Origin of the sequence: Halalkalibacter kiskunsagensis, from assembly GCF_037027555.1 — a bacterium.
Lineage (GTDB): Bacteria > Bacillota > Bacilli > Bacillales > Bacillaceae_D > Halalkalibacter > Halalkalibacter kiskunsagensis.
In genome coordinates, this window is the sequence record NZ_JAXBLX010000001.1 from 110,456 (window position 1) to 131,136 (window position 20,681).

The window sequence follows — 20,681 nt, forward strand, 5'->3', positions numbered from 1 at the left end:
AGATGGCTACTTTGTTGCTGAGTTAGCAGGAGATGAAACTTTTGCTAGACAAAACCCTGACATCAATCGTCTTCCGCCAATATGGTCACAAGTTCTGTATAACCGATAACAATAAAATTCCTGTTCCCTACTGTCCTACAAAGTCCCCTTCTAAACACACCTCCAGTTCCCTCCACGACGTGGGTCTGCACTTCCCTTTATGTTGTCAGAAAGCAAAGAGAGGGCATGCACTCCTCCATAAAAAATGGAATTAGGAGAATACTTCAAGGAATAACCTTTTTTAAGAAGAATCCATTCTTCTGATTCTGGTAATCTTTCTTCCATAAAAATGTGGTCCTCATCAATAAAATATCGAAACGCATCTGTCGCTTTTTGTAATGGTAATCCTTGCTTTATATATTGAATTAATATCTTTGTCAGCATATTTGGTATTCTCTTCCCACCAGAAGAACCAATAACAATGGTTTCTTTTTCGCTGATGAGGATGGATGGAGCGATAAAGCTTTGAGGTTTCTTTCCAGGTTCTACTTTATTCCGAGCTAGTGGCGGCTCACTAAAATTACGCATTTGATTATTTAAGAAAAATCCATTCACACAAACTCCTGATCCAAATAAATCACTTAATGTATTCGTAGTAGAAACCATCATTCCATTATCATCAACTACGACAAAAGCTGTCGTATTGTTGTAATCAAAGGTTTGAGTGAAATATTGCTCTTTATAAAGTTCATTTTTTACAAAGGTTTTATTTAACAGTCTTTCACAGTGTTGTTGACTTATAAAGTCACGTTGGTCCATATCGGAGAATTCAGGATCCTCATTAAATAAAGTGCGTTCTGCATAGCAAGTACGTAATACTTGAGCCAGTAGATCAATAAAATCAGCACTATATCTGTCGAACTGTTCAAGTTTTATCATTTCAGACATTTGAAGTAGTTGGATAAGCATACTTCCGGCTAAAGGGGCTGGAGCGCTATAAATAATGTAATCATCATATGAACCTTGGAGCACCTCGCTTTTCCTCACTGTGTAGCGTTGCAGATCATTAAGATGTAGGTCTGGTATTGTTTCACAAATGGCCTTTCCAATTTCACCGCTGTAAAAAACGTCGGAACCATGCTTCGCAATTTCTGTTAATGTAGCTGCTAGCTGAGGTTGCTTGATGCTCGTTTTAAGCGCTTTAGGTACTCCATCATCGTAAAATTGCGACAAGCCACTTCGATTAAGATGCCCAGAAATATCGAGCTGCTTTATGAGAACAGAATGAGCAGGGTATCCATCTTCCGCTAGGTGAATGGCCGGCTCTATCAAATTGTTCCATTTTAATGTACCTAAATCGGTATGAATTCTTTCCATCCCTTTTATAAATCCAGGTACGCCGATTTTCAGATTGGAAATCGTCCCTTCCCATGGTGCACACTCTCTATAATCATAAAAACTCGGCTTTTTCTCCTCAGTGGAATGAATCATCATTACGCCACCACCACCAATTCCTGAACCATATGGCTCTAGAACACTTAGAGCAAAAGAAATTGCAATCGATGCGTCAACAGCATTCCCCCCTTTTTTCATAATATCTAATCCAACGTCCACAGCCTGGGGATGCGCTGCGCTTACTCCCGCTCTTTTCTTTTGAACATGGCCCATAACTGCCCTCCTTTCTTATTCCTCACAAAAGTTCATATTCTTGTAAGATACAAATAAATTCTTGTAGAGCTTGCACCATGGAAATGAACAACTCGACATTTTCTTTAGGATCCCTAAATTTTTTATTGAATTCCATTTGTAAACTTTGCAAACCGAGTTCATGATAACAATAGGATGTAACCGTTCCCGGATGTGTTGCAGGGAAAGCGGAGTTTTCACACGCATTCATGATATTATATTTTTTAAACGTTTCTCTTAATTGGTCTACTACGTTTTGATTGATCGTTACCCCGTACTGCGTCCCAAGGTCTACATCGAACGCTCTCCCCTTTGAGGCACCATGGAGGTCTATCACATACTGAATATCAAAAAGGGTAGCTATCTTTTTTATCTGTTCTTTATACGCACCGCCGATGACAAAATTAGGATCTTCTGACGTGCAACGGGTTGTATAGATTAAATGACAATTTGTATAACGTTGTAGGAGGAGTCCGATTGTGCCAGTATAATCATCTTGTTCTTTTATTTGATTGTTCCTAACTAGTTTCGTCGCATGAGGAGCTGAGAGTAAGATCGGTACAGATCCCCATTTAACATCAAAAGGAATTCTGGCCCCTGTTTGACCTATATAGTCATTCAAAGCAAATTGCTCCTCAAAAAAACGAGAGCACGAATACATTTCCTCTTCTGAAATCACCATTAAGCCTCCTTTCTTTTCGTTGGCTCCATGTTCTTGCAATCATCCGATGTCATTTGAGAACCAACTGGATAATGACAGGCGACCGAATGCCCATTTTGATTTGCATCCGTTAACTCTGGCGCCTGTTCTTTACACACTTCATCTGCATAAGGACAGCGAGTATGGAACCTACAGCCCGTAGGCAAATCTACTGGACTTGGCATTTCACCATACATTGTCTGTTGTTCTTGATTCGCACGTAGACTAGGATGGCTGACGGGAACAGACGCTAACAATGCTTCTGTATAGGGGTGTTGTGGATTCGTAAGAAGTTGTTCTTTATCTGCTATTTCTACTATTTTCCCTAAATACATCACCGCCACTCGATTGCTGATATATTTAACAGCCGGTATTCCATGAGCTATAAATAGCAAAGTCAAATCAAATTCCTTTTGTAGCTTTAATAAAAGATTAAGAATTTGAGCCTGAATCGAGACATCCAATGCGGAAACAGGCTCATCACATACAATTAACTTCGGTCTTAATGCCAAAGCTCTAGCAATCCCAATTCTTTGCCTTTGTCCTCCACTAAATTCATGTGGATATCTACTCGCGCTTTCTGCGTTTAGACCGACAACTTCGAGCATGTCAAACACTTGCTTCTTTAGTTCTGCACCTGATGCTATTTTGTGTGTTCTCAGTGGCTCAGCAACAATATCAAACACGTTCATCCTCGGATTCAAAGAAGAATAGGGATCCTGGAAAATCATCTGAATATCCTTACGTTTTTCACGTAATCTTTTTGCAGATAACCGTGATAGGTCCATTCCCTCAAAAGAAATTTCACCTTCTGTCGGATTTAGCAATTGTATAATTAATTGTCCTAGCGTTGACTTTCCGCACCCTGATTCCCCAACAATCCCGAGGATTTCTCCTTTATGAAGATCAAAATCAACACCATCAACAGCTTTCAAATATTTTTTTTTAAAGGGGAGCTTCCCCTCAGAAACATCAAAATGCTTTTTTAATCCTTTCACTTGTAGCAAAACATCTTGATTGAATTCCATAGTATAAACCTCCTAAACGTGAACGGTCTTAGCGTTTTCTTTATTTATCAACCAACACCTCACCTGATGGCCTTGTGATACCTCTACTAATTCTGGTTCTTCCTTACAATCTTCGGCTGCATACTTGCATCGATCAAAAAATCTGCATCCCGTTGGCATCGCTGTTGGAGGGGGAACAGTCCCTTCAATTGGCATTAATTCCTCTTGGGTAAAATCTAATTTCGGCGTGCTGTTTAATAAGGCTTTGGTATAAGGGTGTAACGCACGGTCAAAAAGGGTAAATACATCGCCCTGTTCGACTACCTGACCTGCATACATCACAATGACTCGATCTGCTATTTCTGCTACAACACCTAAATCATGTGTGATGAATAAAATAGCAACCCCATCACGTTCGGATAACTCTCTTACTATATTTAAAATCTGTTTTTGGATCGTAACATCGAGGGCTGTCGTAGGTTCATCTGCAATAAGGAGCTTCGGTTGACAACTAAGAGCCATCGCAATCATGACTCTTTGACGCATCCCACCACTTAATAGATGTGGATAAGAAGAAAATACATTTTCCGCCCTTGGTATTCCCACTTTGGTTAATAATTCGATCGTCTGTTGTTTCGCCTTCGCTTTCCCAATCTTTTGATGCATCAATATACTTTCCGTAATTTGCTTTCCAATCGTCATCACTGGATTTAACGAAGAAAGCGGCTCCTGAAAAATCATTGAAATCTCATTGCCTCTAATTCTCTGCATCTCCTTCTCAGATGCCTCTACTAGATTGACTCCTTCAAAAAGAATGCTTCCATGAACAATTTTCCCAGCCTCACTTAATAGTCTCATGATGGATAACGAGGTCACACTTTTCCCTGACCCAGATTCTCCTACGATCGCTACTTTCTCTCCTTTTTGAACCGTAAATGACACATCATCTACTGATGGAACCGTGCCATGTATCGTTAGAAAGTGTGTCTTTAGCTGGCTCACTTGTAAGATTGCCTTTTCGCTCATCGTCTCCCCTCCCACGTTTTGATTGCCTATATCCGCGTTGTTTCTGCCTATCCTTTCTAGCCCCAATTGCATGTTCACGTTACGACCTTGCGGAACCTTGAGACTGTGGATCCAACACATCACGCAACCAATCACCTAATAAAATAATTCCTAATACCGTAATTGTGATTGCAATACCAGGAAATGTCGCAATCCACCAGCTCGTTGCTAAGTACTCTCTTCCATCACTCAAAAGAGCACCCCATGTTATGGCAGAAGGGCCCAACCCAAGAAAACTAAGCGAAGATTCAACCATAATGGTCGTCGCAACACTGAGGGTTGAAATCACAATGATCGAAGACGTGACGTTAGGAAGCAAATGCCTTAAAAAAATCATATAATCTTTTACACCAATGGACTTGGCAGCCTTGACGTACTCTCGTTCTTTCAGACTTAAAACCTCACTCCGTACAACCCGAGCATAGGTATACCAAGTGGCTATCCCAACAACTAAGATAAACATAAATAAACTTGGATTTAAAAAACCTAAAATAAACAAAGCGATGAGGATAACCGGAATAGCAATATTCGCATCAACAATTCGCATAAAGACACTGTCGATCCAGCCCCCATAATAGCCTGAAATCAAACCAATAGGTATGCCTATTAACCCAGCTACTAAAACGGAGCTTATCCCCACTAGCAAAGATATTTGACTTCCGTAAATGATTCTACTTAAGAGATCTCTTCCTAAGCGGTCTGTTCCTAGGAAATGTTCTGACTGACCACCATCGAGCCACACTGGAGGAAGCGATGCCGCAGCGAGATTCACTTCGCTTGCATCATGAGGCGCTAAGACAGGGGCAAAGAGCGCTGTCAAAGCAACCAACAAAACAATTCCTATGCCAAAGCTGCCGGTTTTGCTGACCAAAAGCAATTTACACCATTTCACCAAGGTTGTCTTACTATTTTGTTTCGGCAACATGAAGCATCTTCTCCTTATTTATACGTAATTCTAGGATCCACCACACGATATAGAAGATCTGCAATTAAATTAGCCCCTATCACTAATAGGGCAATGACAAACATACACGCTTGAACGACGGCCATATCTCTAGCATGCACAGCGGAGATGACCAACTGGCCTATTCCCGGCCAGGCAAAAACAACTTCGGTTACTAAAGCACCTCCTACCAATGTAGATACATTGATGGCTATCAATGTAATGACTGGAAGTAGCGAATTACGTAACCCGTGTCGATAAATGACACTAAAGCGACTTAATCCCTTACTTCTGGCTGTTCTCATATAATCTTGATGTAGAACATCTAGCATTTTTGAACGTAGCATTCGAGTGATCTCAGCCGCCATCGCTGTGCCCGTCGTAATTGCTGGCAATATTAAATGAGCTAACGAGCCCCTTCCCGATACAGGGAATAATTGAAAATATACGGAAAACAGCAAAACGAGCATTAATCCCAGCCAAAAATTTGGCATTGCTTTTCCTAGAACAGATGAACCACTAATAAAAAGATCTAAAGCAGAATTCTTTTTGATAGCTGAAAGAACACCTAGCGGAATCGATATGATAATGGATACAATGATCGCCGCTGTCATCAATTCAAACGTTGCCGGTAATCTTTCCAGTACAATTGGTAAAGCTTCTTGCTTATAAATAAAAGACTGACCGAATTCTCCTTGTATAACATTTAATAAAAAAATGCCGTATTGTACGATAACCGGTTTATCCAACCCCATTGCTTCTTGCATAGCTTGAATTTCTTCATTGCTAGCATTTTCAGGCAACATCAGCACAACTGGATCACCTGATACATTAACAAAAACAAAGACAACAAACGATATAATCAGTAATACAGGTACAATTTGTAATATTTTTTTCAGAAAATAAGTCACGTACTTGTCTCCTCCTCCCTAACAGATGTGCCGAAGAGAAACCTAAGAGGAAGGACCACCAACGATGTTGCTAGATCCTTACCTCTTATGTCCTTTTCACGTCATCAACTGGACATACCCATTACTTAAATGAAGCGATTATTGAATAACCATATCCTTAATAACAAGCATACTATCGGTTCTTGGAGTAAAGATTACGTGATCATTTACACCATACACCTCATTTTGCAAATATAAATAAATTTTCGGACGTTCTTCCGCTACGATTTCCTGAATTTTTTGGTACTGATGTTCTCGTTCTTCAAAGTTCATATTCGTTAAGGCCGTTTCCCAAAGCTCAACGATTTCATCATTAGCATAACTTGCTCGATCCCAAGCCGTATTTGTAGCAAATTCTTGTAGGCCGATCGAAGAATCAAAAATGGAATTTCCGTATGCCGCAAAATACATATCACCATATTCACCGTTATTCCTCAACTCTAGGAATCTACTCCATTCTTCAAACTGAAGATTGACATTAATCCCTACCTGACCTAGCATGGCGGCAATTACTTCATTAATTTCATTTGATTTCAAATATTGATTATCCGGAGAAGTCAACGTAAGTTCTAATCCATCTGCATAACCTGCTTCTGCTAATAATTGTTTCGACTTTTCTACGTCGTACAAATTGCTGTTAAATAGGTTTGGATGAGCTCCAAAATTACCTGGGGTGATTCTTGTTCTCGTTGGTGTACCTTCCCCTAACAAGATTTGCTGAGTAATTGCTTCCGCATCAATTGCTAATTCAATGGCTTCACGTACTCTAGGATCTGATGTTGGATGTTCTTCACCGTGATGTATGCCAAGAAAGCCGACTCTTTGTGACGGTGCTGATACGGCTGATACGCCTTCTTGAGCGTTAATTCTTTCCATATCATCTGGTGTTATATCTGTAATGATGTCGACTCCACCAGTTAACAATTCATTAATTCTAGTAGACGTTTCTGGTATCACACGAAAAACGACTTGATCTACGTTTTGAATCTTTCCTTCAAAATAGTTCTCGTATGGTTCAAGCACGATGCGGTCATCCCTTACCCACTCCACAAATTTAAGAGGACCTGTTCCGATCGGTTCATTTAAAAAGTGATCCCAGCCATGCTCTTCAATATAATTCTTAGGTAAGATACCTGATCCAATACGAGAAAGAAGATTAAGCAACGTTGGTTGTGCACCGTCTGTGATAATCTCAAACTCGTACTCATTAATTACCTTTACCTCTTCTATAATTTTTAAATTACTATGCTCTTGCAGTGTTTCGTCATTCGCCACTCTGTCTAAGGTGAATTTGACATCCTCAGCTGTTAATGGATCACCATTATGGAATGTCACTCCCTCTTTTAGGGTCATAGACCAAGTAACATCATCTACCGCTTCATAACTGTCCAATAAATCAGGTTCAATCTCCATGTTTGTTTGTCTTTTTAGTAAGTAACTGAAAACATTAATATGCACTGCTTCCGTGTGTATTTGATTATGGTCATGAATATCAAATGAGGCGATGTCCGATGGAATGGCAATGGTTAGCTCTCCATCGTTTGTCGGTACTTCAATAGAAGATTCGTTATCATCTATTGATGGTTCTTCCGTATTTTGACTTGTGTTTTCTGAGTTTGAGCAAGCAGCTAGTATAAACATAAAAGCAAGCAACATACCCATTACTTTTAATCGATTCTTCATATTTCTTCGCCCCTTTTCTATTATCCTATTTCTCCAATTCATGAACCCTTTGACTCAGAACATAAGGCAGTAGTAAATAGTAAGACATTTAAGGATAATTATATCTCTTTCCCCACTCTTGCCCACATAGCAGATTTAGAAAAAGTGAAATCGAAAACAACCTCCTTTTTAGTCATTTGTTTTTAAATAGGCAGTAGAGATCAAATGGGACTTCACCCTAATACTTCATAAAACAATGCCATAAAAAAATGACTGCAAACATGTGAATACTATTTACATGAAGTCTACTTCCAAATGAAAATGCCACCTATTTTGTTTTGTCAAACGCTTCCGTTTGTAAAGCAATCATATTAAAATTCAGAATTATCATACAACTGTCAAAATTCTAGAAATGAAAAGCAAGTGACTATAAATTCCCCTTAACTACTGGCATCAAGCAATGGGCAGGACACATTTTTACCACTTTATTTAACAAGTAAAATAATGACGGTTCAGCATAATAACGTGTTTTGCTGACACTAGTATTGAGTGTTCCTTGTCCTACCCCTACTTGTAAATTACAGCGACATTTGTGGTATCTGTAAGATTGTAGTAAAATTTAAAAGTGTAATATTCAGAATTTATTAACGATTATAAAAACCAAACGAAACCAATGTGAAATGTGAGAAGGGGCATATATGATCCAGTTTTTTAGAGGGAAGTATTTCCTAAAGATTTTATTGATCGTTAGTACCAGCATCGTTACTTTAATGTTGTGTATATCACTAGCACTCTATTTCATTAGCGATGCTCATTTAGAAAGAGAATTAATTGAGTCCAAACTTGAAGTAGTTGGACAAATTAAAGAACGAATAGAAAATGAGTTAGATTTCATTCAAAGCGGTATTTCGGAGACCATTGTAAACAGAGACGTCATACAAGCTCTATATAATAAGCAACTGGAAAATGACTACGAGAAGATCGTTCCCTTAAACCAAAAATTAATTAATACTTCTTTAATACTTAAGAATGTATATAGTGCCGACTTGTATTTACCTGCATCCCAACTATTAATATCGAGTATCAATGGTGCTACTTCATTTAACAATCTTTCCAATCAAAGAAAGGAGTTATATCAAACTGTTCAAGCTCTACGTAAACCTTATTGGAACTTTAACAGCCCAAGCACAAGCACGAATGTCATTTCTTTTTTTCAACCTCTTCCTGTCGGCTCAAATTTTCCTCAGGGGTATTTTTCAATACACGTTCACGATACACTGCTGCTAACTATTCTTGATAACGCTTCTCTCTCAGACATTGGCGATTATTATGTTATGAGACGAAACGAGCGGATTATGATACATAAGAATAAGGAGAAAGCTGGGGTGGCTTCACAGTTACCTTCTGAGTTCACTTCACATATTCTTACAGGATCAGAAGTTGGTTACTACAAACATCCTACGGAGGATAAACTGCTATTCTATGGAAGAATAAGCGAGAATGATTGGGTAATCATCTATGAGATCCCAGAATCAAAACTTCATTCCAGTAGCCTAGGTTTTAATATGTTATCTGCTACAGGGATAGGACTCCTCTTATCCATAGTAATTGCATTCATCATCGCAACTTATTTATACTCTCCGCTACACAGAAGGCTAGCGGATATAAATAAACCTACTGATTCACTTTTATTTCACGAATGGGATCTCATTGATTCTGTTCAACAGAAAGAAAAGGAAAGAATAACAGAGCTATCAACAAAGGTTCAAGATAATCAAGAGCAATTATTAGATGCTTTCTTAGTGAAATCTCTCTTAGGTTCTCAAGATTTATTCCGTAACCATAGTGCATCTACCTTATTTGATCGCCTGCAAAATACGTATCCAGTTGTCCTTGTTGTTGAGGTCGAAAAGTCCAAGGGTAATGAACAAAAAGGGAATCAATTTATCATGGATATGAAAAGAGTTTGTCGGGATGCTAGTAAACAGTATGACGTCAAAGTCATCTGTGTCCCTATCAAAGAGCAACAATTTGCACTGATCCTACCGTTTAAAAAGCTTTTAATTGATCCAGTTAAACATGATACGATTCTCAATTTAGCCGAAAGGATTCAACAATCCGTTCAAAATGAACTTCAACTTCAAATCTCTATAGGTATTGGTACATTACAAGAAAGATTTGCAGACCTAAGGTGTTCATATTTAGAAGCATTGGAAGCCTTACAATTTAAGCTGATAAAAGGAAATAATCGAATTATTAGTTTTGAAGAATTGCGCTACACGGATCCTTTGGAATACCCATATTCCATAGAAGGTAAGATAATAAAAGCATTAAAGAATGATCATGACCAAGCCTATATGGATCATTTTGACCAATTTGTCGATCATCTTAAAGACCAAAATTGTACTCCAGAGAGTATATACCATGCCTTTAGTATGTTATATACCTCTCTCTACAGAGCCTTGGACGAACACAATGCTGTTGACAATTTTACTTTGAATAAATTTTATGCAGTCTTACATCAGAAGACCTCACTAAGGGCATTAAAAAAGTGGTTTAAATCTGAAATTCTTTTAGAATTTATGGAGAAAGCGGGGCAATTGAATGAAAATCGAAGTGGACAAAAGATACAAAAAGTAATGGATTACTTACAGAACAATGTAACAGAGACTCACACGTTGACTTCTGTTTCAGACCACTTTGATCTTAATGCGAGTTATTTGAGTAGGCTTTTCAAGCAATCTACCGGCAAAAGTTTTGTGCAGTATGTAACCGAACTAAAGATTCAAGTCGCAAAACAAATGTTAATAGAGACAAATTTATCCGTGTCAGAAGTAGCTGATCACGTCGGGTATACAGAAAGGACTTTCAGTAGAGCATTCAAAAAGATAACGAATATTACCCCTGCCAATTACAGATTAAAACATAAGTGACTTTGAATAAGGGCTCAGAATAGGGTGATCCCCTTTTCTAAGCCCTCTATAAAATTAGCTTTGAATTACTTCACTTCACTATACATATACTGATCTGTGGTTTTCACTTGATGCTGTTTTAAAAAATCTAAGGCAAATTGAGCTAGCAAAGCTGTTCCATAGGGCATTGCCTCTTCATCAATATCAAACAAAGGGTGGTGATGGGGATAAATTACCCCCTTCTCTTCATTTTGAACTCCTAGCCTAAAAAATAGACTCGGAACTTTCTCTGTATAATAAGAAAAATCTTCTCCGCCCATGGATGGGGAATTAAATGTTAATTTATTTTTACCCAAAACTCTTTCTGTCGTTTCTTCAAATAAAGAGACTAATTCTGAGTCATTTCGAACAGATGGATACCCTTCTTCATAATCAAATTCATATGTTGCATCAAATGCTAAGCATACGCCAGAAACGACCCTTTCTAACTCATTTCGTACCAGTAGCTTTACATCTTTCTCTAAGGTGCGAACCGTCCCCTCTAACGTTACGCTAGGAGCGATTATATTTCTAGCAAACCCTCCTTGTATTTTTCCGATTGTGATAACGGCACTGTCCAATGGATTTACTTTCCTACTTACAATATTCTGGATCGACGATATCACTTGTGCTGTGACTGCAATGGAGTCAATGGTTTGGTGGGGATGTGCAGCATGCCCCCCTTTCCCGATTATCTTTAAGGTAAACCGATCGGAATTAGCAGTACTCACTTTCGGACTAACTGTTACAAACCCAGTCGGCAACGTTGGTTGAACGTGTAATGCCGCAGCAGCTTTTACATCGTAAAAATCTAATACATTCTCATCAATCATCTTTTTAGCACCTGCTAATCCTTCCTCCGCCGGTTGAAAGATAATTTGGATATTGCCCGCCTCAATCTCCACTTCTGATAAAAGTTTGACTGCTCCGAGCATCATGGTTACATGGGCATCATGTCCACATAAATGAGCTTTATTTTTCACTTTTGACCGATAAGGCACCTCTTTCTCATCTTGGATCGGAAGAGCATCCATATCTGCTCTTAGCATAACAGTCGGACCTTGCGATTTCCCTTTTATTAGAGCAGATATTCCCGTCCCGGCAATTTGTTTGATTTCATTAACTTTTAAACTGTCTAATTCCTCCCTTATAAATCTTGATGTTTGATATTCTTCAAATCCTAGTTCTGGATTTTGGTGAAGCTTCCTCCGCCATTCAATCATTTTGGGGTTAAATGCTTTCGCTCTCATTAACAATTCATCCACAAGTACTCTCTCCTTTTTACTCTTCTCATTCTATTTACTAAAGTTATCTATTAATCTGCAGCAATTCCAACTAGACTTACGTCGATACAAGCTACATTTGTTCCATTTTTAACAGTTGTTCCTGGTAATACAAATATCGTTGTAACAGTACCTCCAACCTCACTTACTATTTTCTCTAATGAGCCATCATTTGTTACTATTTCAATTAACGGCTCCCATTCATACACATACTTATTTTCCTTGCACAATACACTAACGACTTTTCCAGAAACGGTACTTAGTATATTTTCACTCACTTCCATCACAGGTTACCCCTTTCATATGGCTACACGTTTCGTGTAACTCAAATATTCATTTCCTTTCTACAAAGTACACTTGCAAATTTAGTGCCAAGTTTGTGAAAGTTATAAAATTTGTTACCTTTTCATTGAAACTCCCTCGTAACCGTTAGAAATATAGTGTTTAACTAGTTAGAATCTTTAAATAATTTGTCTTTTATGGTACTTTTTACTTTAAGCGATCTAAAATAATTGGTTGAATTGGTTAATCAAACAACACATTTAACCATTTAAGATAGAAAGGTGCTGAACGAAATGCCAAAATTTCTAACAATCGTTTCATTGCATAAAAACACATTGGTGGCTTTTGAGAAGGAAATCACAGGAATGTTTCAAGATAATGTAAAGATTAAGCAATATTGTTTTGAAGATGAGACTATATATGAGGGCATTGATGGAGACGTCATTCTCATTTCTAACTACAAAGTATTTGAACAAGCTCGTCGTTATATTAAAAATGGAAATGCCGCTGTTATTATTGCTAGAAGAACATTGAGTGAACAAGGAATGAAAAAGATTAAGAACCTACAGAAAGGGACGAATGCCATTTTATATAACGTCACCCTTGAAATGGCCATTGAAACGATTTCAACCATCTACCAATTAGGTATACGCCAAATCAACCTTATTCCTGCCCATAAAGATATGAACCCCTTACCTAATGTCAATTTAGTTATTACACCAGGTGAACAACTAGAAACGGCAATTGATGTGGAGATAATAGATATCGGGAGTCGCATTTTAGATTTAAGTACATACATGGATATTTTAGCCAAAATGGATAGTAACCATCATATTTTGGAGCAAAAAGTCAAGCTCCATTTTGCTAACATTGTTCCTATTAGCTACGGGTTAGATAACATTCTGGATAAGAAGGATCAACTCGCTTCACAGCTTGACTTATTTTTACAGATCATCCCAAATGGCATTATTGCAATAGACTCTTCAGGTACGGTGACTATTTTTAATGACACAGCTGCAAACTTGGTTCATAAAAAACCACCTAATGTAATTGGCCATTGTTACGAGACCGTCTTTCCTGATCTTAAATTTTCGAAAGTACTTTCTGGAGAAATGGAAAATGTAGAAGAACTAATGAATTTCGGGCAAAGATCCATCGTCGTAACTATTAACTCATTAAAAATTGGAAATGAAATAACGGGAGCCGTGGCAAGATTAGTACCTTTCCACGAAACGGAGAAGCGCCAACACCGACTTCGTTCCCAGCTGCTAGGCAAAGGATTTGTTCCTAAATACCAATTCCTTAATATTATTGGAGAGTCTTCCTCCATTAAGAAGCAGAAAAAAATTGCCCAACGAATGGCTACGTCTGATGCATCTATCTTAATTCATGGAGAAAGTGGGACAGGGAAGGAATTATTTGCGCAAGCGATTCACAATCACTCACCAAGAAGTCAGTATGCCTTTGTTGCCTTTAATTGTGCCGCATTACCTGAACAATTATTAGAGAGTGAGCTGTTTGGTTATGTAGAAGGTGCCTTTACAGGGGCCAGAAAAGGAGGGAAACCTGGACTATTTGAACACGGTCATTTAGGAACTGTTTTTCTAGATGAGATCGGCGAGATGCCTAAAGTTTTACAAGCTAGGCTTTTACGTGTTCTTCAAGAAAAGGAAGTAATGAGGGTTGGCGGAGACTCTATCATCCCTGTTGACATACGTATTATCGCTGCAACGAACCGTGATCTAAAATTAGAAGTTGCACAAGGGAAATTTAGAGAAGATCTATATTATCGGTTAAATGTATTACCTTTAACTATTCCGCCACTCCGGGAACGAACAGAAGATATCATCCCATTATTTTCATACTTTATTCAAGATCACGACATCGTTTTGACGGAGGAAGCTCGTCATTATGTTGAGCATTACCCCTGGCCTGGGAATATCCGTGAATTAGAAAATTGTGCAAATTACTTAATAAATTACGGAAAGCGCATTGTAGAACCGATTGATTTACCGATTTTTACAGATACCACCGTAGCTCAAGCAGATAACGCTTCTGTATATCATAAAACAGAGCAAGATCTCACATGTAACGAAATGCTGATATTAGATATTCTCTATCAATCTTTTCTAGTTAAAAAAAGAGTTGGGCGTAAACGAATCGCTGAGGTCGCTTTCAAAAGAGACGCATTTCTTTCTGAGCAGCAATTAAGAAGCTACCTTACATCAATGAAAGAACGCGGGTTAGTTGAAATAAGCCAAGGACGAGGCGGGACAACGATTACGCAAAATGGAATCAAAACGTTTCTAAAAATGAGGAATTAAGCATGTCATTCTTAACATATTTAAAAGATAGGTTTTGGTTCAACTGACTAAGCGCATATGTATTAAAAAAACTCTTTATATCATTATTTATTATGACTTCACCCTTAGCAATTAAAAAATCCCCTTCCTTAGGCTTAAAGCATAACTAGGGGATCTATTTATATAAGCGGGAAATTGGCAGAGTCTCAACTCCTTGCCTAAACTTAGCTAATCTCTTATTCGTTATTGTCGTGGCAAGTGAAAAAAACTCCTGCCCCCCACCACGTTAACACATCACCGTACCAGGGGTCAGAAACACTGGCAACAAGTACATAGCGGGACAAGGAACTTGTCCCTAATGTCCCGAAATGTAAAGTTTACTTTACAAAATAAAATCCTCTTGTTATTATTTATCTATATCAATAAATGAGGGAAAAAAATTATGAAAAATGTATTAAAAGAAGTTAGAAAAAAGCATAATTTTTCTCAAGAACAACTCGCTCAACTGCTAAACGTCTCAAGACAAACTATCATCTCGATAGAAAAAGACCGATACAATCCATCTTTAGAGTTGGCATTTTCAATTGCCCGGATATTTAACTGTAAAATTGAAGACATTTTTATTCATGAGGAGTGAAAATAAAAATGAAAAAATCAAGTAGCCTAATAAATAAAGGAACAGGATTGATATTACTTTTTTTCGGCCTATATTTCACCATTAGTGATTACCCTACTATATCTCTTTTCTCTTTACTTTTTATAGCCGCAGGAATCGTTACTTTTGCAACAGAATTCATTTTTAATTCTGATTCTCCTAATGACGAAAGGACTAAACAGATAAAGGAAAAAAGCGGGTATGTAACTTATCTACTTACATTACCAATAATATTATTAGTTATTCTCCTCATTAAATATCATATTATTACAGACTCACTAATTGGTTTGTATATTATCTTATTTTCTTCTATTTTTCTCTTTCCTTTTACTATGTATATTATTAATAAGAAGATTTAATTTTATCATTTTCCATATATACTAATCTGGGAAGCAACGGGACGGTTCTCGTGCTTCCTAATGATATGGAGAGTTGCTGTTAACACCCCTCAGTGCAACTATTCTATAAGGGTGGCAGTTGTCTATGTTTTTAAGTTTAAAACACTCTCGCTTTGACCGGCCTCCTACTTTGTTCTCTATAGGAAGCAAGAGAACCGTCCCCATGCTTCCCCCATGCTTCCTCGCTAACTTTTTCTCTCAACCAAAAACCACCCATTTAATAGATCTTTCCTGTTATAATAAAACCTCTCATTATCCTCATACCTAGTCACTTTTCCGCCCGCAGCTTCTACTATCGCTTGTCCTGCTCCCGTGTCCCATTCCATTGTTGGAGCATATCTTGGATAATAGTCTGCTTTTCCTTCTGCAACTAAGCAAAACTTTAGCGAACTTCCAGATGAGACAACTTCTACTTCTCCATGCTTTGCCTCTAATTCTTTTATAAAAGTTTCTGTTTCCTTGGACATATGTGATCGGCTTGCAACCGCGCGTGTTACTTGGCGACTTCCTATTTCCGGCAATCGAACACTTTTCTGAAGTAATTCCTCTTCACTAGCAACACCTTCCTGTGACGCTTTTTCAAGCTTATACGCTCCTTCTCCAACGCGTCCAAAATAAAAGACATCCAGTGCTGGTGCATAAATAATACCCAAAGAAGGATACTTCCCCTCAATCAACGCAATATTGACTGTAAATTCACCGTTTTTCTTAATAAATTCTTTCGTACCATCTAATGGATCTACCAACCAAAATTGACTCCATTCTTTACGCTCACTGTAAGGTATCTCTCTTCCTTCCTCACTCAATACTGGAATGTTAGGATTAATGGCATTCAATCCCTTCATAATCGAATCATGTGCTCGCTTATCAGCTTGAGTTAATGGCGAATCATCTTTTTTTACTTGTACATCAAAATCCTGTGCATAGACGTCTAATATCTCTTTTCCAGCATCCAATGCTACGGTAAATAGATCAATTAAATTTACTTTTTTCATCCTTTATCAAACCGTCCTTTATCTGTAAATTAATATTCTTAAACTATGAAAACCAACGAAGATAACAATAACAACTGCGCTCATTACTATGACATTTAAAGTGCTCCTACCACCACATAATCCATAAACCGGTAACCACCTGGTCCATAGACAATTAAATTCGTTTATATAGATTCTACCTGTTTATGCCATTCCGTACAAAACATAAACCAACAAATAACTATAAAAATAGAAAGGAGAAGCACAGGGACGGTTCTCGTGCTTCCCTAATGATATAGAGAAGTGCTGTTAACACCTCTCATTGCCACTACTTTGTAAGGCAGTTGTCTATATTTTTAAGATTATAACACTCCCGCTTTGACCTGCCTCCTACTGTGTTCTCTATAAGAAGCAAGAGAACCGTCCCCATGCTTCCAAAAAAGGAACCCGGCTATTACACCAGATTCCTAGAATGATTTATTGACTATTAAAAAGAATAAACACCAAACAATACTTAATTTTTTTCGTTTTGAATTACAACGAACAATTAACCTTTTATCATATTTAGCAGCTGACATACATTGTTAGCACGATAAAGACGGTCTTGAACCTTAACAATTCTATGGTAGGAGCAAGTGCTGCATTCTGCTAGACACAAGCTTTCTTTAAACCTAAATAGTTGATTATCTTTTATCCATTGTTTCAACTTACCTTTTTCATTATCTGTTAAGTTACTACTACAAATAAAAATAATTGGTACCCTTTCATCTACCATGATTTATAAAACATTTTCCTCAACTAGCATCTTATCTGCAAAGCTTTTCATCTTTTTCAGTCGAGATTGATAGGCGCGATATAAACCATCTGAATGTTCCTCGATCGTTCTTTGAGAATTTGTTACTTTATTGAGGCTTGTAGCATAGTCCGTTTGTTTAATCCATTCTTCAGGAATAGATGAAGCACCTGTTAGTGATCCTGAAATACCTGATGCTACAGCTGTAATACAATCCACATCTCTTCCCATATTGACAGCAGATACCATGGCATCTTTTAAGTTTCCATCAACCATCTTAAAGATACAAATCCCTTTTGTGACAACTTCATTTGCCCACGCATATGCATAATCCATTCCTTCACCGGAATAAACGCTATCAAACGCTACTCTTAATTCTCTAAAATCTTGACAATGAGCTGTATGTTTTAACTCTCTGTCAATTTCTTTTACAACACGGTCTTGATCACATAGGTCATAAATGTCGCCAATCACACGATCAACCGTTGCCCCAGGTTTTGTAGCTGAAGCAATCGCTACTGCCGTAACAGAAGCCCATTTTAATCCTCTACTATTACTAGACTGATAGAGTTGCCCAACTTCGTATACATCATCCAAAGCTCCTTTTGGGTCGCCAGCATTGATTAATCCAATGGGATGACAAGCACGTGCAAAACTATTTAACCCAGAATAATCACAGTACTTTCCTAAATCTACAGCAGGTATATCACTTTTAGCCATCGCTAGCAATGTTGCCTCGAATGGCTCTGAGATCATACCAATTGATTCTGGTTTAATATCTCTAGTCCATATCTTTTTCACATCTTCTGCATTTACGCGATCTTCTTTTTCGATGATGGCTGTAATCATAAGTTTCTGTCTTTCCACGCCATCTTCAGTTGTTCCCGGCTCTCTCACCCAGCCATTATTATAATGCTCGTAAGATTGTAAACTCTGCAGTGTACCGTAGCGTTCTTCTATTTTTTGATAACTCCATCCTTCTACAGCTGCCCCCATTGCAGAGCCAATATGAACGCCTGATATACATCCGAAAAATTTGTCTCGTAAGCTAACGTTATTACCCATCTTATTAAACACCATCCTATTTTTAATTTTTTTTATAAGTAAAAGGAATTACCCTTTAACTCCACCAAAAGAAATGCCCTTTATAAATGCTTTTTGTACAAAGAAGTATATCGTGATAATTGGTAATGCTATTAAGACAGACGCTGCCATCATAGGTCCCCATGCTGTATCTTGGGCTGACCTGAACTGCTGTAGTCCCAATTGCAATGTATACAAGGATTCATCATTAAGGTAGATTAATGGCTGTAAGAAGTCATTCCAAGAAGCCATAAACTGGAATAAACCAATTGTTAAAATGGCCGGTTGACATAACGGAAGCATAATTCTTAAATAAATCATTAATTCCGAACAACCATCTATTCTTGCTGCATCTTCCAAACTTTTTGGCAGCTGTTTAAAAAACTGCCTCATCAAAAAGATGAAAAACGGAACTCCAAAAAAGGTGGGGATAATCATCGGCAAAAAAGTATTAACTAGGTTGATCTTTGAAAACATGACAAACAAAGGAACCATCGTGACAGGGAATGGAATCATCATGACTGCTAACGTAACAATGAATAAAGTATCTCTACCCTTCCATTGCAAACGAGCAAAAGCATACCCTGCTAAAGGACAAGATATCATTACCCCAAGCGTTGAAAGGCAAGCAATGATCAAGGAATTTTGGAAAAATGTAAAAAATTGAATATCGGTTACCGCTTTAATGTAATGCTCAAAATATAAATACTCTGGCACCCATTCCGGTGGATAAGAAAACATTTGTGAGTTAGGTTTTAATGATGTAGAAATCATCCAAACAAAGGGCGCTGCAAATACTAACCCTGCTATGATTAAAAAAGAATAGGTCCATATTTTTTTTATTTTTAAATTAGTGTTCAAAATGACACCTCCAGCTCCTTAATCGCCTTGATAAAACACCCATTTTTTTGACGTTTTGAATAGAATTAGTGTGATGGTCATAATGACAATAAATAAAACCCATGCCATTGATGAAGCATATCCCATTTTCATATATAAAAATGCATTATTATAAAGGTGCATACTGTAAAAAAGCAAAGACTCAGCTGGACTTCCCGTTCCATATGTTAATGCGTAAGGCAGAGTAAATTCTTGTAAGGCTTGAATAATTCCCATGATTAAGTTAAAGAAAATTACAGGTGTTAAGAGTGGCAATGTAATATGCATTGCTTTCCAAAACCAGTTTGCTCCATCTATTTCCGCAGCTTCATAATAGTCTTGCGAGATATCTTGCAACCCAGCTAAATAGATTAACATCGCGTTCCCAATCACCCATAGCATCATCACAACGAGCGATGGCTTTGCCCAATTGGGATCACTTAACCAACCTGGACCAGCTATCCCAATCAAATCCAGCAAGTAATTAACAAGCCCAATTTGAGAATTCAATAGCCATTGCCATAAGATCGATAAAGCAATAACTGGCAATAAAGATGGTAAAAAGAATAGGGTCCTAAAAAAACCCTGCCCTACGATAGGAAGATTTAAAAGGATTGCTAAACTAACACCAACAAGGATGCTGAAAGGCACAAACATTGCAGCATAGATAAGTGTGTTTGAAATACTCTTCCAAAATAACCGGTCTTGAAATAAGGTTGCATAGTTTTCTAACCCAATAAATTTTGTTTCACTAATAACATTGTAATTTGTAAAACTAAAATACAATGAGCTAAACAAAGGGTAAGCATAAAATAACAACAGACCTATTATCCAAGGTGCAGCAAATAAGATTCCTGCTCTAGCTCTTTGATTTTCTATACTAAAATGAGGAACCTTTTTTGAAATAAGATTGACTTTAGGTTCTTCTGCTCCTTTTTGCTCTACCACGACATCATTTTGAACTGGTTCCGGTTTAGACATATTAGCCCCCTTTTTATTTAACGGTGTTGTCCAAAAGGTCTTTTTTTTGAGCTTTTGGATAACACCGAAGCAATGAGCGGAGTCGTTACATCTTTTAAAATCATGAG

17 protein-coding genes are annotated in these 20,681 nt (G+C 37.7%); 4 read left to right on the plus strand and 13 right to left on the minus strand.

The features are described 5' to 3' along the window. Window positions 1–150: 150 nt before the first annotated feature. The 7 genes from SLH51_RS00460 to SLH51_RS00490 form a co-directional block, all read right to left on the minus strand. Window positions 151–1,647, minus strand: a complete 1,497-nt coding sequence (locus SLH51_RS00460) for a gamma-glutamyltransferase family protein (protein ID WP_335958268.1) — start codon at window positions 1,645–1,647, stop codon at window positions 151–153. A gap of 22 nt (window positions 1,648–1,669) precedes the next feature. Further along, window positions 1,670–2,347 (minus strand): hypothetical protein, encoded by a 678-nt coding sequence (locus SLH51_RS00465; protein WP_335958270.1) that lies wholly within the window; start codon window positions 2,345–2,347, stop codon window positions 1,670–1,672. After that, window positions 2,347–3,393 carry an ABC transporter ATP-binding protein gene (locus tag SLH51_RS00470; RefSeq protein WP_335958272.1) on the minus strand — a complete coding sequence of 349 codons (1,047 nt, stop codon included), beginning with the start codon at window positions 3,391–3,393 and terminating at the stop codon, window positions 2,347–2,349. Before SLH51_RS00470 ends, SLH51_RS00465 begins: the two co-directional genes overlap by 1 nt. Before the next feature lie 12 nt (window positions 3,394–3,405). Further along, a complete protein-coding gene (locus SLH51_RS00475; RefSeq protein WP_335958273.1) occupies window positions 3,406–4,398 on the minus strand; it encodes an ABC transporter ATP-binding protein in 993 nt (330 codons plus the stop codon). A 79-nt stretch (window positions 4,399–4,477) separates the two neighbouring features. Next, entirely contained in the window at window positions 4,478–5,362 is an 885-nt protein-coding gene (locus tag SLH51_RS00480; protein ID WP_335958274.1) for an ABC transporter permease, read from the minus strand. A 14-nt stretch (window positions 5,363–5,376) separates the two neighbouring features. After that, on the minus strand, window positions 5,377–6,291 hold the full coding sequence (locus tag SLH51_RS00485) for an ABC transporter permease (RefSeq protein WP_335958275.1): 915 nt from the start codon (window positions 6,289–6,291) through the stop codon (window positions 5,377–5,379). Between the two features lie 138 nt (window positions 6,292–6,429). Next, window positions 6,430–8,013, minus strand: coding sequence for an ABC transporter substrate-binding protein (locus SLH51_RS00490; protein ID WP_335958276.1), 1,584 nt, complete (start codon window positions 8,011–8,013; stop codon window positions 6,430–6,432). Between the two features lie 677 nt (window positions 8,014–8,690). On the opposite strand from SLH51_RS00490, the gene SLH51_RS00495 reads away from it, so the two are divergent. Next, window positions 8,691–10,925, plus strand: coding sequence for a helix-turn-helix domain-containing protein (locus SLH51_RS00495; RefSeq protein ID WP_335958278.1), 2,235 nt, complete (start codon window positions 8,691–8,693; stop codon window positions 10,923–10,925). A 65-nt stretch (window positions 10,926–10,990) separates the two neighbouring features. Here the strand turns inward: SLH51_RS00495 and SLH51_RS00500 are convergent, their stop codons facing one another. Together SLH51_RS00500 and SLH51_RS00505 are read right to left on the minus strand one after the other, a co-directional pair. Then, window positions 10,991–12,208 (minus strand): M20 metallopeptidase family protein, encoded by a 1,218-nt coding sequence (locus SLH51_RS00500; RefSeq protein WP_335958279.1) that lies wholly within the window; start codon window positions 12,206–12,208, stop codon window positions 10,991–10,993. A 50-nt stretch (window positions 12,209–12,258) separates the two neighbouring features. After that, window positions 12,259–12,510 (minus strand): biotin/lipoyl attachment domain-containing protein, encoded by a 252-nt coding sequence (locus SLH51_RS00505; protein WP_335958280.1) that lies wholly within the window; start codon window positions 12,508–12,510, stop codon window positions 12,259–12,261. 291 nt (window positions 12,511–12,801) lie between these two features. On the opposite strand from SLH51_RS00505, the gene SLH51_RS00510 reads away from it, so the two are divergent. The 3 genes from SLH51_RS00510 to SLH51_RS24625 all read left to right on the plus strand — a co-directional run bounded on the left by SLH51_RS00510 (window position 12,802) and on the right by SLH51_RS24625 (window position 15,825). After that, on the plus strand, window positions 12,802–14,832 hold the full coding sequence (locus tag SLH51_RS00510) for a sigma 54-interacting transcriptional regulator (RefSeq protein ID WP_335958281.1): 2,031 nt from the start codon (window positions 12,802–12,804) through the stop codon (window positions 14,830–14,832). A gap of 421 nt (window positions 14,833–15,253) precedes the next feature. Continuing rightward, the gene (locus SLH51_RS00515) at window positions 15,254–15,448 is read left to right on the plus strand and encodes a helix-turn-helix transcriptional regulator (RefSeq protein ID WP_335958283.1); all 195 of its coding nucleotides are present in this window, start codon (window positions 15,254–15,256) and stop codon (window positions 15,446–15,448) included. A gap of 8 nt (window positions 15,449–15,456) precedes the next feature. After that, entirely contained in the window at window positions 15,457–15,825 is a 369-nt protein-coding gene (locus SLH51_RS24625; protein ID WP_472779945.1) for a DUF2178 domain-containing protein, read from the plus strand. Window positions 15,826–16,049: 224 nt separating this feature from the next. Here the strand turns inward: SLH51_RS24625 and cysQ are convergent, their stop codons facing one another. The 4 genes from cysQ to SLH51_RS00535 form a co-directional block, all read right to left on the minus strand. Next, window positions 16,050–16,859 (minus strand): 3'(2'),5'-bisphosphate nucleotidase CysQ, encoded by an 810-nt coding sequence (gene cysQ / locus SLH51_RS00520; protein ID WP_335958286.1) that lies wholly within the window; start codon window positions 16,857–16,859, stop codon window positions 16,050–16,052. Between the two features lie 757 nt (window positions 16,860–17,616). Continuing rightward, entirely contained in the window at window positions 17,617–18,696 is a 1,080-nt protein-coding gene (locus SLH51_RS00525; RefSeq protein ID WP_335958287.1) for an ADP-ribosylglycohydrolase family protein, read from the minus strand. A gap of 48 nt (window positions 18,697–18,744) precedes the next feature. Further along, window positions 18,745–19,575 (minus strand): carbohydrate ABC transporter permease, encoded by an 831-nt coding sequence (locus tag SLH51_RS00530; RefSeq protein ID WP_335958288.1) that lies wholly within the window; start codon window positions 19,573–19,575, stop codon window positions 18,745–18,747. 18 nt (window positions 19,576–19,593) lie between these two features. Beyond that, complete coding sequence (locus tag SLH51_RS00535; RefSeq protein WP_335958289.1) at window positions 19,594–20,574, minus strand: carbohydrate ABC transporter permease; 981 nt, start codon at window positions 20,572–20,574, stop codon at window positions 19,594–19,596. Between the last annotated feature and the right edge of the window lie 107 nt (window positions 20,575–20,681).